At 40.5% G+C, this 15,077-nt stretch carries 14 protein-coding genes and 1 pseudogene; all 15 read right to left on the bottom strand.

The window, feature by feature from the left end; all coding sequences use genetic code 11:
- Nucleotide 1: 1 nt before the first annotated feature.
- The 15 genes and pseudogenes from atpF to D0T50_RS07565 all read right to left on the bottom strand — a co-directional run bounded on the left by atpF (nt 2) and on the right by D0T50_RS07565 (nt 14,744).
- Nucleotides 2–499, bottom strand: a complete 498-nt coding sequence (gene atpF / locus D0T50_RS07635) for a F0F1 ATP synthase subunit B (RefSeq protein ID WP_163222926.1) — start codon at nt 497–499, stop codon at nt 2–4.
- A gap of 9 nt (nt 500–508) precedes the next feature.
- Nucleotides 509–766 (bottom strand): ATP synthase F0 subunit C, encoded by a 258-nt coding sequence (gene atpE, locus D0T50_RS07630; protein ID WP_163222925.1) that lies wholly within the window; start codon nt 764–766, stop codon nt 509–511.
- Between the two features lie 39 nt (nt 767–805).
- Nucleotides 806–1,882 carry a F0F1 ATP synthase subunit A gene (gene atpB / locus D0T50_RS07625; RefSeq protein ID WP_163222924.1) on the bottom strand — a complete coding sequence of 359 codons (1,077 nt, stop codon included), beginning with the start codon at nt 1,880–1,882 and terminating at the stop codon, nt 806–808.
- Between the two features lie 23 nt (nt 1,883–1,905).
- Nucleotides 1,906–2,154 carry a F0F1 ATP synthase subunit epsilon gene (locus tag D0T50_RS07620; protein WP_163222923.1) on the bottom strand — a complete coding sequence of 83 codons (249 nt, stop codon included), beginning with the start codon at nt 2,152–2,154 and terminating at the stop codon, nt 1,906–1,908.
- A complete protein-coding gene (atpD, locus tag D0T50_RS07615; protein WP_163222922.1) occupies nt 2,147–3,682 on the bottom strand; it encodes a F0F1 ATP synthase subunit beta in 1,536 nt (511 codons plus the stop codon). The genes D0T50_RS07620 and atpD overlap by 8 nt, the downstream gene beginning before the upstream one ends.
- A 129-nt stretch (nt 3,683–3,811) precedes the next feature.
- The gene (locus D0T50_RS07610) at nt 3,812–5,059 is read right to left on the bottom strand and encodes a DUF1015 domain-containing protein (RefSeq protein ID WP_163222921.1); all 1,248 of its coding nucleotides are present in this window, start codon (nt 5,057–5,059) and stop codon (nt 3,812–3,814) included.
- A gap of 20 nt (nt 5,060–5,079) precedes the next feature.
- Nucleotides 5,080–5,997 carry an NAD(P)-dependent oxidoreductase gene (locus D0T50_RS07605; RefSeq protein WP_163222920.1) on the bottom strand — a complete coding sequence of 306 codons (918 nt, stop codon included), beginning with the start codon at nt 5,995–5,997 and terminating at the stop codon, nt 5,080–5,082.
- Between the two features lie 98 nt (nt 5,998–6,095).
- Entirely contained in the window at nt 6,096–7,163 is a 1,068-nt protein-coding gene (gene serC, locus D0T50_RS07600; RefSeq protein ID WP_163222919.1) for a 3-phosphoserine/phosphohydroxythreonine transaminase, read from the bottom strand.
- A 262-nt stretch (nt 7,164–7,425) separates the two neighbouring features.
- Nucleotides 7,426–8,754 carry a DEAD/DEAH box helicase gene (locus tag D0T50_RS07595; protein ID WP_163222918.1) on the bottom strand — a complete coding sequence of 443 codons (1,329 nt, stop codon included), beginning with the start codon at nt 8,752–8,754 and terminating at the stop codon, nt 7,426–7,428.
- Between the two features lie 92 nt (nt 8,755–8,846).
- Nucleotides 8,847–10,097 (bottom strand): NADH:ubiquinone reductase (Na(+)-transporting) subunit F, encoded by a 1,251-nt coding sequence (gene nqrF, locus D0T50_RS07590; protein ID WP_163222917.1) that lies wholly within the window; start codon nt 10,095–10,097, stop codon nt 8,847–8,849.
- 22 nt (nt 10,098–10,119) lie between these two features.
- Complete coding sequence (nqrE, locus tag D0T50_RS07585) at nt 10,120–10,743, bottom strand: NADH:ubiquinone reductase (Na(+)-transporting) subunit E (protein ID WP_163222916.1); 624 nt, start codon at nt 10,741–10,743, stop codon at nt 10,120–10,122.
- Nucleotides 10,744–10,763: 20 nt separating this feature from the next.
- The gene (locus tag D0T50_RS07580) at nt 10,764–11,396 is read right to left on the bottom strand and encodes an NADH:ubiquinone reductase (Na(+)-transporting) subunit D (RefSeq protein WP_163222915.1); all 633 of its coding nucleotides are present in this window, start codon (nt 11,394–11,396) and stop codon (nt 10,764–10,766) included.
- Between the two features lie 3 nt (nt 11,397–11,399).
- Nucleotides 11,400–12,080 carry an NADH:ubiquinone reductase (Na(+)-transporting) subunit C gene (nqrC, locus tag D0T50_RS07575; protein ID WP_163222914.1) on the bottom strand — a complete coding sequence of 227 codons (681 nt, stop codon included), beginning with the start codon at nt 12,078–12,080 and terminating at the stop codon, nt 11,400–11,402.
- Between the two features lie 17 nt (nt 12,081–12,097).
- Nucleotides 12,098–13,273: an NADH:ubiquinone reductase (Na(+)-transporting) subunit B gene (locus tag D0T50_RS07570; protein ID WP_163222913.1), complete on the bottom strand. Its 1,176-nt coding sequence runs from the start codon at nt 13,271–13,273 to the stop codon at nt 12,098–12,100.
- 30 nt (nt 13,274–13,303) lie between these two features.
- Nucleotides 13,304–14,744: pseudogene (locus tag D0T50_RS07565) on the bottom strand (Na(+)-translocating NADH-quinone reductase subunit A).
- Nucleotides 14,745–15,077 lie beyond the last annotated feature (333 nt).

The following is a 15,077-nucleotide window of genomic DNA, read 5'->3' as shown; positions in this document are numbered from 1 at the left end:
CTTACGATTTATCTGTTATTTCTGCCAACATTCTGTCAATCATCTGCATTTGACTGTTCTTGTCATTCAACTCCTTGCGAATAACCTTCTCCGAAATATCTACTGCCAACACAGCTATCTGTCGACGAATTTCGCGCACAGCTTCATCTTTCTCCAGTTGAATCAACCTTTTGGCTTCAGACAATTCTTTTTGCGTGATAACTTCCGCCTGCTTCTGAGCATCATAGATAATCTTATCCCGCTGCTCCATTGCTTCTTTAAGGATACGTCCTTGCTGTTTGTTTGCAGCAACAATAAGCGCTTCCCCTTCTGCTTTCAGCTTAGATAGTTGTTCGTTGGCCTCGCGAGCTACTTCGAGTGATTGGTCAATATACAGTTTACGTCCCTCCACCATTTTAATAATGACTGGAAAGCCATACTTAGCTAGTATAAAGAAAACAATCCCAAAGGAAAGAATCATCCAAAGCAACAAACCAGTTTCGGGTATTAACAACGACATAATGCGTAATTATAAGAACAACACCAATAAGCAAACCACTAATGCGATAATAGCTACTCCTTCTATAAAGGCTATGGCCAAAATCATACCGGTACGAATAGAGTTGGCAGCCTCGGGTTGACGACCAATAGCTTCCATAGCCGCTGAACCAATTTTACCAATACCAACACCACCACCAATAGCAGCCAATCCGGCACCAATGGCAGCACCTACTTTACTAATTCCTACAGAAGCAACAGCTGTTTGTAATAATACGGATAGTAACATAATTTTTTCTTTTTAAGATTAATATATTTCAAACTTATTCTATTTCAACTCTTTTACTTTTTTCTTCTCTTGTGCCAACCCTATGAATACGGCCGAAAGCATCGTAAACACATACGCTTGGATAAATGCAACCAATAGTTCCAATGCATTCATAAAAACACTAAACAGTATTGACGCAACAGTCATAGAACCAAAAATAGCAGGTCCTAACGAGGCACCGATAAATATTAAACTGGTTAGTACCAAGATAGCCATGTGTCCGGAAAGTATATTGGCGAACAAACGAACCATCAGCGCAAGTGGTTTGATGAACAAACTAAAAAACTCCACAAAAGGCATCAGTGGAATAGGTACCTTCAACCATAAAGGCACATCCGGCCAAAATATATCTTTCCAGTAATCCTTCGTGGCATACGCATTAATAGCAATGAACGAACAAAATGAAAGCACCAGCGTAATGGCAATATTCCCTGTTACATTTGCTCCACCAGGGAAGAATGGAATAAGCCCCATGAGGTTATTAACAAGAATAAAGAAGAAGACTGTGAGCAGGTAAGAAGCAAACTTACGATAGTTTTCTCCCACACCACTTTTAATAACATCATCGTGTATCATCATGATAATCATCTCCAATAGTCCGATAAAGCCACCCGGAGATTTAGTGCCTTGCTCTCTCCTACTATACCATCTGGCTAGACTTGTTATAAGTATGATAAGAAGTAGGCTGTTCAGCAACAACGAAAACACCACCTTGGTGATAGAGATATCAAAAGGGCGTACTTCATTACCTTCTGCGTCTTGTTCTACAAGTTTTCCTTCGTATTTGCTTCCGGCAGGGGCTATATAAAAACCTTCGTAAATACCGCCATTTCTCTCGAGTGTGGAAGAGAGAAAAGCGTGCCAGCCTGTAGTATTGCTATATACCATAATAGGAAGTGGAATCCGAATCGGTGTATCGCCTATATTAGTAATATGCCACTCGTAGGAATCGCCAATATGACCAAAGACAATGCCCTTAACATCGACTTGCTCTTTCTCCGCGGTTTCTTGTGCTGACAGGTGTGTCAGTCCAATAGCCAGTAGCGCAATTATTACTATACTATATATGCGTTTCATATGCTCTTTTTCGTTGTTCGTATTTAAGAAATACAAATGGAAGCAATTCCATTACTCATTTCCACAAAACCATCTTGTATATCAATACTCTGTTCTTTACCCTCAGAAGTGGTGTAGCGCAAAGTTCCTTGTTTCAAAGAAGATACTATCGGCGCATGACCAGCCAAGATATTAAACGAGCCCGCACTACCCGGCAGGGTTATGCTGGTAACTTCTCCGTCATAGATTTCTTTTGCCGGTGAAGATATATTGAGGTGGAATGGCTTACTCATTTTCGGGTTCGGTATTGGTTGCTTGTTTCAATAACTCTTTTCCCTTTTCAATCGCTTCTTCAATGGTACCTACATTAAGGAAAGCAGCCTCGGGAACATCATCTACCTCTCCATCCAAGATCATCTTGAAACCTTTTATGGTATCTTCAATCGAAACCATCACACCGGGAACACCTGTAAACTGCTCGGCTACGGCAAAAGGCTGCGACAAGAAACGCTGTACACTACGAGCACGACTTACTACCAGTCTGTCTTCTTCGGACAATTCTTCCATCCCTAAAATAGAGATAATGTCCTGCAATTCTTTATTGCGCTGAAGTATCTGTTTTACACGTTGAGCTACATCGTAATGTTCCTGCCCTACTACATTGGGGTCGAGGATACGCGAAGTAGATTCCAGTGGGTCTACTGCCGGATAGATACCCAGCTCGGTTATCTTACGACTCAGCACCGTTGTAGCATCCAAGTGAGTAAAAGTGGTAGCCGGAGCTGGGTCGGTCAAGTCATCGGCAGGTACATACACCGCTTGAACGGAAGTAATAGAACCCGATTTAGTAGAAGTAATGCGTTCTTGCATTGCTCCCATTTCACTGGCAAGCGTAGGTTGATATCCCACCGCCGAAGGCATACGTCCAAGTAGCGCAGACACTTCCGAACCAGCTTGTGTAAAACGGAAAATATTATCTATAAAAAACAGAATATCGCGCGAACCGGTTTCTCGTCCCATATCGCGGAAAGATTCCGCAATAGTGAGTCCCGACAATGCTACCGAGGAGCGTGCACCGGGAGGCTCATTCATCTGTCCGAATATCAAAGTAGCTTGCGACTTACTTAATTCATCTTTATCAACTTTTGATAAATCCCAATGCCCGGCAGCCATACTTTTCTTGAACTCCTCGCCATAACGAATAACGTCCGACTCAATCATTTCGCGTAATAGGTCGTTTCCCTCGCGGGTACGCTCGCCTACACCGGCAAATACAGAGAATCCGTTATGTTTTTTGGCTATGTTATTAATGAGTTCTTTGATCAACACCGTCTTTCCTACTCCGGCTCCACCAAACAACCCAATCTTTCCTCCTTTTAAGTAGGGTTCGAGCAGGTCTATTACTTTAATGCCGGTATATAGAATTTCTTCGACAGTTGTTAGTTCATCAAATTTGGGTGGGTCGCGATGAATAGGATAAAAATGTTCTCTACTCAATTCGGGCATGCCGTCAATAGAGTCACCTACTACATTCATAAGCCGCCCTTTTACTTGCGTACCAATAGGCATAGTAATGGGAGTACCAAGCGGATAGACACTTAGTCCACGTTGCAGACCATCTGTACTATCCATGGCAACGGTTCTTACTGTGTTTTCGCCAATGTGTTGTTCCACTTCCACAATCAGTCGTTTCCCTTTGTGTCCTCTAACTTCCAGTGCTTCGTGTATACTTGGCAGTATTAACTCCGCCTCTTTGTTCTCAAAGTAAACATCTACAACCGGACCAATAACCTGTGATATACGTCCTACTATCTGCGACATACTATTAATGTTATATTATTCTTATTCCACATATAACACTTTTGAGGCTATTATTGTTTACCGTATTGGTGCAAAAAAAGAGACATGATCTTACAGAACATGTCTCTTTCTAAAATATATGTGTTAGTATCAACTCAACTTATGAATAACCAATCCTGAGCGAAGCTTTGGTTCAAACCAAGTTGTTTTTGGTGGCATAATATTTCCTGTGTCGGCTATGTCCATTAATTGTTTCATAGAAACCGGATAAAGCGCTAAGGAAACTTTCATTTCGCCACTATCCACACGTTTGCTTAACTCACCTAAACCACGAATACCTCCTACGAAATCAATGCGTTTATCCGACCGAAGGTCTTTTATTCCCAGTATTTCATCAAGTATCAGGTTGGAAGAAATAGTAACATCCAATACACCAATAGGATCATTGTCGTTATATGTTCCTTCTTTAGCGGTCAAACTATACCACTTGCCTTCCAAGTAAAGAGCAAAGTTGTGCAATGCCGCCGGTTTATAAATATCAGCACCTTTTTCTTCCACAATAAAGTTTTTCTGCAATGCTGCCAAGAACTCATCGGCAGTTAAACCATTGAGGTCTTTTACTACGCGATTGTAGTCAATAATTGTGAGTTGTTCGGCAGGGAAACAAACCGCCATGAAATAATTATATTCTTCATCTCCTTTATGGTTAGGATTTTGTTTTGCCTTCTCTGCCCCAACAAGCGCAGCAGCAGCCGAACGATGATGACCATCGGCAATATACAAAGCAGGCATAGCTGCAAACTCTTTGGTTATGGTAGCAATATCGTTCGCGTCATCAATGATCCAGAAAGTATGACCAAATCCATCTCCGGGAGCTATGAAGTCATACTCTGGGATACCTGCTGCATATTTTTTCACAAGGTTATCCAATGCGGCATTATCCGGATAAGCAAAGAATACGGGTTCGATGTTGGCATTATTTACACGTACATGCTTCATGCGGTCTTCTTCTTTATCCCGACGTGTCAGCTCGTGTTTTTTAATAATGCCATTCATATAATCGGGTACATAGGCACCCACTACAAGCCCATACTGCGTCTTACCATTCATGGTTTGGGCATAGATGTAATATAATTCTTTATCATCCTGCACCAACCATCCATTATCTTGAAACTTCTGGAAATTTTCGGCGGCTTTTTCATACATTTTCTCATCGTGTTCATCGGTACCTACCGGAAAATCTATTTCTGGTTTAATAATATGATAAAGTGACTTTTCGTTATCGCCCGCTTCTTGGCGCGCTTCTTCCGAGTTTAAAACATCATATGGGCGTGAAGCTACTTGCTCCACCAGATTTTTTGGAGGACGTATTCCTCTAAATGGTTTTATTACAGCCATAGAACTAGGTTTTTTATTGATTAGTTTACTTTGAATTGGGTGTTCCCTTCTTTCAGGAATCCTACAATCTGTCGGGCAGCGGCAATACCTGCATTAATATTTGCTTCAGCAGTTTGCGCACCCATTTTCTTGGGTGAAGCAAAGTAACGATCTTCAAACAGTTCAGTGAATTTAGCATGCGCTGCAGGCATCACGTCAGTCATATACTTAAAGTCGGTACGTTCACTCATTAAACGTATTAGTTCATCTTCGTTGATAACTTCTTTACGCGCTGTGTTCACAAGTACCGCTCCTTTAGGAGTATCTTTCAGCATATCATAATTAATAGATTGTTTTGTTTCCGCAGTAGCTGGAATATGCAAAGAGATGATGTTAGATATCTTGTATAGTTCTTCGGCAGAGTCGAGCGCTTTTACACCATCTTTTTCAATCACATCTTTGGGGCAGAAAGCATCGTATGCATATACTTCCATTCCAAATCCTTTGGCAATGCGAGCTACGTTACGACCTACATTTCCATAGGCGTGAATACCAAGTTTCTTACCCATCAACTCAGTTCCCGATGTACCATTGAAGAAATTACGAACAGCATATATCATCATACCCAAAGCTAACTCAGCAACAGCGTTTGAGTTCTGGCCGGGTGTATTCATTACACATACATTGTGAGCCGTAGCGGCTGCCAAATCCACATTGTCGTAACCCGCACCAGCGCGAACCACAATTTTCAGTTGCTTAGCAGCATCAAGTACGGCAGCATCTACGATATCGCTACGAATAATGATAGCGTCTGCATCTTTTACAGCGTCAAGCAATTGAGCTTTCTCTGTGTATTTTTCTAAAAGGGCCAATTCAAAGCCAGCGCTTTCTATTTCTTTACGAATTCCATCTATGGCAACTTTAGCAAATGGTTTGTCTGTTGCAACTAATACTTTCATTGTTATATGTTTTTATAATCAAACGCAGAATAACACAAAGCAATACAGAATCTTTTAGGACTCTAATACCTTTGTGTTTCTCTGCGTTTATGTAATTATTAATGTGTTTTTTCAAATTCTTGCATACAATCTATCAAAGCTTGTACGCTTTCTTTTGCAAGGGCATTGTAGCACGAAGCACGGAAACCACCTACCGAACGATGTCCTTTTAAACCTACCATACCTTTTTCTGTAGCAAACTTCAAGAAATCTGCTTCAAATTCTTTGTATTCGGGTGTCATTACAAAGCAGATGTTCATACGCGAACGATCTTCTACAGCTGCTGTACCCATAAACATTTTATTGCGGTCTATCTCGGCATAAAGCATATCTGCTTTTTCTTTTGCACGTTTCTCCATTGCAGGCACACCACCAAGCGACTTAATCCAGCGCATCGTCAGCATAGCCGAATAGATAGGAAGTACAGGAGGCGTATTAAACATAGAACCGTCATTGATGTGTGTTTGATAATTCAACATAGTAGGAATGTAACGAGAAACTTTGCCCAATGCATCATTCTTCACAACAACAAAAGTAACACCCGAAGGAGCCAGATTTTTTTGAGCACCACCATAAATACATGCATACTTGGAAACATCAATCGGACGAGAAAAAATATCCGAAGACATGTCGGCAATCATTGGAACTGCGCATGTAGGATCTTCCAAAATCTCTGTTCCGTAGATAGTATTATTAGAGGTAAAGTGGAAATAATCTGCATCAGCAGGTATTTCATAATTCTTAGGAATGAACGTGTAATTAGCATCAGCCGAAGAAGCTACTTCAACAGTTTCTCCAAATGCTTTGGCTTCTTTCATTGCTTTCTTTGCCCACACACCCGTGTTAAGGTAAGCAGCTTTCTTTTCCATAAAATTATAAGGAATCATGCAAAATTCAAGACTTGCACCGCCACCAAGGAACAAGACAGAATAACCTTCGGGGATGTTCAACAATTCTTTAAATAAGGCTTCCGCCTCATCCATTACAGCCTGAAATTCTTTTGAACGGTGGCTAATTTCCAAGATGGAAAGACCGATGCCATTAAAGTCCAAAACGGCTTTTGCTGTTTCTTCTATCACCTCACTAGGAAGGATTGAGGGCCCTGCACTAAAGTTATGCTTTTTCATTTGAAGTTTGTTTTTAAAAATTAGGGATATTGAATCATTTGATGCGAAATTACGAATATTTTCAATACAGACAAATAGTTAGCAAAAAAAAAGCAAAAGTAAAGCAAAACACACAGATTTAACATTTAACAACGCACAAAAATAGGCAGCAGCGCGTGTTTCGATAATGTTTTACAAACAAAATGATAGTTGAAAAAAGTTTCAATTTTGGATTATTATCAGGTTTTTATTCGTTTTAATAACATTATGTTATAAAATTATTTCATCTGGCTTCTTCAATCAATACTTTTATGCCTTTTACTTTCTCACCACGCACTAAACTTAGCGTTTGCTTCAGCTTCGTACGAGGAATACTCACAAAAGCATAATTCTCTCTTATTTCAACAAGACCTAAATCCTCGCGTGATAATTTTCCTATTTTATAGAAAAAGCCAACAATATCTACCTTATTCAATTTATCTCTTTTACCTCTACTTATGTAAAGTGTCACCCAAAGTGGTGTTGAAGGATTCGGAATAGATGCCGGAAGTAAATAGGTAGAAATATCAGTTGGAATATATGGGGGTAATTGTTCTTCGGGATTTAAGATTATATAGGAAGTTCCTGTAGCTTTCCAACGCGCTGTTCTACCATTACGATGCGTAAAAGCCTCTTCATTAACAGGGATATGATAATGAACAATATGTTCTACTTCAGGAATATCCAGTCCTCGAGCAGCCAAATCAGTAGAGATTAAGGCGTAGCAACTCCCATTTCTATATTTATACAAAGCTTTTTCTCTATCTCGTTGCTCCATACCTCCATGGAACATCTCACAGCAAATATTTTTTTCCCGCAGCAACTTATAGACCCGTTCTACCGATTCGCGATGATTGCAAAACACGATACTGGAACGATTACCCAACGTACACAGTAACCGATAAAGTGTCTCTATTTTATCTTTATCAGGCGATAAGAGTTTGACGAGTTCCAGCCTTTTTTCATCATCTCTTGTTGATAAGAAGTTTAATTCCTCCGGCAAAACCAAACCGGTAAACGTGGGTACAGTTTCCATAGCCGTAGCCGAAAGTAACACCCGTTTCTTTAGTTGGCTCAGTTGCGAGATTATTTCCTCCATTTCCTCTTCGAACCCTAGTTCCAAAGATTTATCAAACTCATCTATTATCAAAGTATGGATGGTTTCTGGAGCTATATTACCTTTCCTGAGATGATCAGCTACCCTACCAGGGGTACCTATAATAAGTGTAGGGTGATTATTGAGCAAGTTTTTTTTCTCTTCGGCAATGGGATGTCCACCATAGCAGCAACAACTTTTCCATGGCGTACCCATAGATTTGAATACAGCATCTATTTGCAAAGCCAGTTCGCGCGAAGGAGCAAGTACCAAGGCTTGTGCGGAAAGTACATTCGTTTGCAAACGCAATAAAAGAGGTAAGAGAAAAGCAAGCGTCTTACCCGAACCTGTAGGAGAGAGCAGAATGATGTCTTTTTTTACTAGTTGCGAATTCAAAGCAGCAAGTTGCATCTCATTGAGTGCACTGATACCTAGTTTTTGTAATACAAGGCGAATTGTTTCGTTTATCTCTCTCATTCGGCAAAGATACTGTTTTTCTATCGTTAATTTCTAAAAAAGCCGGCTGAAAGAAATCTCTCAGCCGGCTTACTGTCTAATGTGTTATTATATTATCCGAAGTCATCAAACATGAGCATATTACGTGGAACGCCAAGGTCGTAAAGCATTTTTTCTACTGCTTTCGCCATCGGTCCAGGACCACACATGTAGTATTCTATGTCTTCCGGTGCTTCGTGATCTTTCAAATAGTTATTCAAAATTACCTCGTGAACAAATCCTGCGGTGTATTTCACACCAGCTTCATCTGCTACTGGGTCTTGACGGTCGAGTGCAAGATGGAATGAGAAATTGGGGAATTGTTTTTCCAATTCAAGGAAGTCTTCCATATAGAACACTTCGTTCAAAGCACGCGCGCCATACCAATAGCTTATTTTACGATCGGTAATTTTCAGTGTACGCAACAAATGAAGAATATGAGAACGCAATGGTGCCATACCTGCGCCACCACCCACATAAAGCATTTCACGACCTGTATCAAGCAATGGATGGAACTCTCCAAATGGTCCTGAAACCATTACTTTATCACCCGGCTTCAACGAGAAAATATACGAAGAAGAGATACCCGGAGACACTTTCTGGAAGCCACCGTTCACTCTATCGAATGGAGGGGTAGCAATACGTACATTAAGCATCACAATATCTCCTTCGGCAGGATAGTTGGCCATAGAGTATGCGCGCATAGTCTCTTCGGTATTCTTACAGGTCAAATCAAACAGTTTGAACTTTTCCCACTCTTCACGGAAACGATCTTCTATTTGATAATCGGAGTACTTGATATCATATTTTGGAATATCAATTTGAATATATCCACCCGAAATAAATTTCAAGTGCTCACCTTTGGGAAGTCTTACTACGAATTCTTTAATGTAAGTAGAAACGTTGCGGTTGGAAACCACTTCGCACTCCCACTTCTTCACACCAAGAATTGATTCGTCTATCTTAATCTCCATGTCCTGCTTTACCTTTACCTGGCAACCCAAGCGCCAATTGGCTTGTTGCTCCTTGCGCGAAAAATGCACCTTTTCGGTAGGAAGGATCTCTCCTCCCCCATTTTCCACCTGACAACGGCATTGAGCACATGAACCACCACCACCACAAGCCGATGGTAGAAATATTTTGTTTACAGCAAGCGTAGATAGCAAGTTTGAACCACTCTCCACTTCAACCTCTCTTTCGCCATTGATGGTTATCTTCACATTACCCGACGGGGTAAGATATTGTTTGGCAACTAGTAGTATAATGACGAGCAGCAAGATTACTACAAGGAATACTCCTATACTCGATAATATTAATTCTGTCATTGTTCTTTCCTAATTTATAGTATTAAATATCCAATCCAGAGAAACACATAAATGCCATAGCCATCAAGCCTACGGTAATAAAGGTAATTCCCAGTCCACGCAACGGCGCAGGAACATCGGAGTATGCCATTTTTTCACGAATAGCTGCCAGTCCTACAATTGCCAACAACCAACCAATACCCGAACCAAGTGCATAAACCACCGCACTACCTACACCGGTAATAGCTTGTACATTAGATGGGTCGAGTGTAATACGTTGTTGCATAAACAGCGAAGCCCCCATAATGGCACAGTTTACCGCGATAAGAGGTAAAAAAATACCCAAAGAGGCGTATAGTGAAGGAGAAAAACGTTCTACCGCCATTTCTACCAACTGTACAATACCTGCAATTACAGCAATAAACAGGATAAAGCTTAGAAAGCTAAGATCAATACCAAGAATTCCGTCGGGCGATAAAACTTTGGTTTGCAACAAATAATTCACAGGAAGTGTGATTACAAGTACAAATATCACAGCAAGCCCTAATCCAAGTGCAGTTTTTACATTCTTCGACACAGCCAGGTATGAACACATACCCAGAAAATAGGCGAAGATCATATTATCTACAAATATTGAGCGTACAAATAAACTTAATATATTTTCCATATTAATTCTCTACCTTAATATTACTTTTCTTGCAAATTTTTCTCTTTCGCACGTTGTGCCCAGATGATACATGCACATATAATAAGTGCCATCGGCGGCATTAACATCAATCCGTTATTCAGATACCCCATAGCATAGAATGATTCGGGAATAATTTGAAAGCCAAGCAATGCGCCCGACCCTAACAATTCGCGGAAGAACCCTACAACAATCAGGATAATAGCATAACCGATACCGTTACCCAACCCGTCAAGGAAAGATTCCCAAGGACCATTTGCCATAGCAAAAGCTTCCAAGCGACCCATCAGGATACAGTTGGTGATAATCAGACCTACGTATACGGATAACTGTACACTAACATCGTAAGCAAATGCTTTCAGAACTTCACTTACAATAGTCACCAAAGCAGCCACTACAACCAATTGTACCACGATACGAATACGACTGGGAATCGTATTGCGCAATAAAGATATAACCACATTGGCAAATGCTACAATTACTGTTACCGACAGCCCCATCACAATAGCCGGCTCCAACTTAGCTGTTACAGCCAGTGCCGAACAGATACCCAATACCTGAACGGTAACCGGATTGTTTATATTAATAGGAGCTGAAAAAACTTCCTTATTTTTCTTTGAAAATAACTGTCCCATATTTTAGTTCTCCTCCTCTACTTTAGTTAAAAACTGTACGTATTGTTGCAGATTATCTTTAAGCATATTCTCTACGGCTTTCGATGTAATTGTTCCACCCGAAATTCCGTCAACATAATCGCGGTCGGAATCTTTCTGTCCCGGTTTTACTACTGCGATAGAAACCAGGTCATTATTTTTCATGATGTGCTTGCCTACGAATGGTGCTTGGAAACCTTCGGTAGTAATCTCCGCACCTAGTCCCGGAGTTTCTCCTGCATGAGAGAAGTACGTACCATAAACCGAATTTTTATCTTCGTTCAACGCTACATATCCCCAGATAGGCCCCCAAAGCCCACTACCATTCAATGGTATGATGTATTTGGTCGAACCGTTTACTTCGGCAACGTACAAAGATAATTTATCGGCATCTTGCGTGTTGTAGAAACCACCTGTTTCAGCAACAATATCGCCATTACTATTAAGAATAACATCCTTCTTGATGTATGTGTTATACAGCTCTTCGGCATCTTGATTCTTCAAATCAACATTCAAGGAACTTAGAATCTGTTTCATTTTGTCCAGCTCCACATTCTTGGTCTGTATAGGTTTCAGTGAGTAAGAAGTAAAAGCCAGGATAAACGCTACGATAATAACCATTACCGAAGCATAAATGATCGTATAACTATTGCTATTTGTATTCATTTTCTTTTCGGTTTATGTTATTTAGAACTAACAATACGTTTTTCTCTCTTGGTAATGTTGCTTTGTACCACGTAGTAGTCAATCAGTGGCGCGAAGATGTTCATCAACAAAATAGCAAGCATCATACCTTCGGGATAACCCGGATTCAACACGCGAATGACAATAGCCATTACTCCGATAAAGAAACCGTACATATATTTACCTGTTTCGGTACGGGCAGCAGTAACCGGGTCGGTTGCCATAAACACAGCACCGAAGCAGAAACCTCCAAGTACCAAGTGTTCGTACCAAGGCATGTGAGCCATGGCTGTATCAGGACCAAACATATTAAAAATCAATCCCATAAATGCTCCGCCAAAAAATACGGAGAACATAATTTTCCAGCTTGCCACACCTGTCAGCAACAACAAAGCAGCACCCAGCAAAATAGCTATCACACTAGTTTCACCAATAGAACCCGGCACCAAGCCAATGACCATATCCCACGAGAAAGGAGGATAGGCTAAAGCATCGGGTGCAGTAGAGGCTATACCCAGCGGGGTAGCACAAGTAACGACATCAACAGATTGTCCTAAACCGAAGATACTGTCTTTGGCAACCCAAACGGCATCACCCGACATTTTGGTAGGATAGGCAAAAAAGAGGAATGCACGCGTAACTAAAGCTACGTTGAATACATTCATACCTGTACCACCAAAAACTTCTTTTGCAAATATTACAGAAAAAGCAGTTGCTACCGCAATAATCCACAGCGGACAATCCACCGGAACAATCAACGGAATAAGCATTCCCGATACAAGGAAACCTTCCTGAATTTCTTCGTTCTTCCACTGAGCCACTACGAACTCAATACCAAGACCGACAATATAAGAAACAATTATTTTAGGCAAAACGGCAAGAAAGCCGAAGAGGAACATTTCAAAAAAAATTCCATTAACGCCCGAGTAAGTAAAATGCTGATAGCCCACATTGAACATTCCGAACAATAACGCAGGTACCAAAGCTATTACAACCATCGACATGATTCGTTTGCTGTCAATCGAGTCATGGATATGTACTCCCGATTTCGACGTTGTGTTGGGTACGAACAAAAATGTTTCAAACCCATCAAACACAGAGTGAAACGCGTGGAGCTTGCCTCCCTTTTGGAAGTTCGGCTTTATCTTATCGATATATTTTCTTAACGCTTTCATTTATTTATATTATTTGATATACCAATTACACTAGCTCATCTCTGCACGAAGGTTATCCAATCCTAATCGCACAATCTTCTGCAACTCTTGTTTAGAAGAGCACACAAATTCACACAGCGCAAAGTCTTCGGGAGCCACTTCGTAAATACCAAGTTGTTCCATGCGGTCGATATCGCCGGTTATAATCGCTTTGATTAGTTGCTCGGGCATGATATCCATGGGCAACATACGCTCATATTCGTTCGACATAATCATATTACGTTTGCCACCCTTGATACGGGCATCCAACACATAATCACGAGGGAGTACTTTGTCTAGCACCCAGTTTAGATAAGAATGATTTACACTAAACTGCTCAAAACGAGGCATAATAAAACCAAAGAATTCGTGTGTATCTTCGCCATTAGGAATAACAGTTACTTGCGTGTCAAAAGCACCTAAGTAATCATTATATCCAACACGTTTACCAGTCAGCACATTACCGCTAATAAAACGATTATCACCATATTTGTCTACATTACCGGTTAGTATGCCAGCCATATTTGCACCTACTTTAACTTTAGAGTAGCCTGGCTCAAAAATTTCCGAACCGGTAAGTGCGATGAGGCGTGTAAAATCAACGAAACCATTGTTGAACAAACGCCCAATAAGTATTACATCTTGCGGATTAACCGTCCAGACTGTTTCACCTTTATTAATAGGATCAATGTGGTTAATTTGCACACCTACATTTCCTGCCGGGTGCGGACCATCAAACACGTTGATTTCAACATTCTTTGCTTGTATAATTGCTTTGTTTTGCTGCTTACTGCTAACACTCAAATAAGTCTTAGCCATTTTAGCCAACGCATCCAATCCTGTTTGGAAATTCTTTTCTTCACCTTTGATTACAAATTCAAAATCAGGTGCTAGTGGTTTGGAATCAAACGCTGATACAAAAATCGCTTTTGGAGTAACTGTTGGTGTCGCAACAATATCATACGGACGCTGCTTAATAAAAGCAAATAACCCAGCTTCCAGCAATGCTGCTTTCACCTCATCAGCCGATAAGCTCGCAACATCTTTTTTGCCAAAGTCCACATACTCTTGTTCATCCGCCGCTTCTACGGTAATATTCATGACTTTGCGTCGCTCTCCACGCTCCACTTTAGTCACAACTCCACTAACGGGCGAAACAAACTTAACTTCGGGATTATACTTGTCGACAAACAAAGGTGATCCCGCCTTTACACTCTCCTGCTCTTTCACAACTACTTTTGGAGTAATTCCTGTAAAATCGTCGGGCACAAGAGCATATACTCCCGGATCGCTCACAGAAATAAACGTATTAGCTGCTTTCCCTTTCAGGTGAATATCAAGACCTTTACGTAACTTTATTACACTTGCCATGTTATAAAAAATAATGGTTTCTTTAATTTGCTCGCAAAAGTAAGAAATAATAATTGGAATAATAGAGTAAAAAGTGTTTTATTGAAGAAATTTTTCTTTAATAAGAAATAAACGCTCCAAACCACCTCCAACACAAACTTCAGGAGATATATTCATAACTCAATGCTTTATTTTCATAACTTAATGCATTATCCCCATAACTCAATGCTTTATCTCCGCAACTCATTACCATTTTTGCTCTTCGCTACTGTTAGCAGCTAACCTCTCATTAACCTCTCTTTAACCTCCCACCTCTTGTCCGTATTTTTAAACAAAAAGAGGCTAAAATCCCCTTTTTGAACCTCAAAAATCAAAAAATACAGACACGAAGGTAGAGGTTTCGAGAGGTTAAAAGAGGTTCTTTTTCGGCATTTTT

This window comes from Bacteroides sp. 214 (assembly GCF_010501015.1).
Taxonomy (GTDB): domain Bacteria; phylum Bacteroidota; class Bacteroidia; order Bacteroidales; family Bacteroidaceae; genus Bacteroides.
The sequence above is the reverse complement of the archived record's forward strand: the minus strand, read 5'-3'. Positions and strand labels throughout refer to the sequence as shown.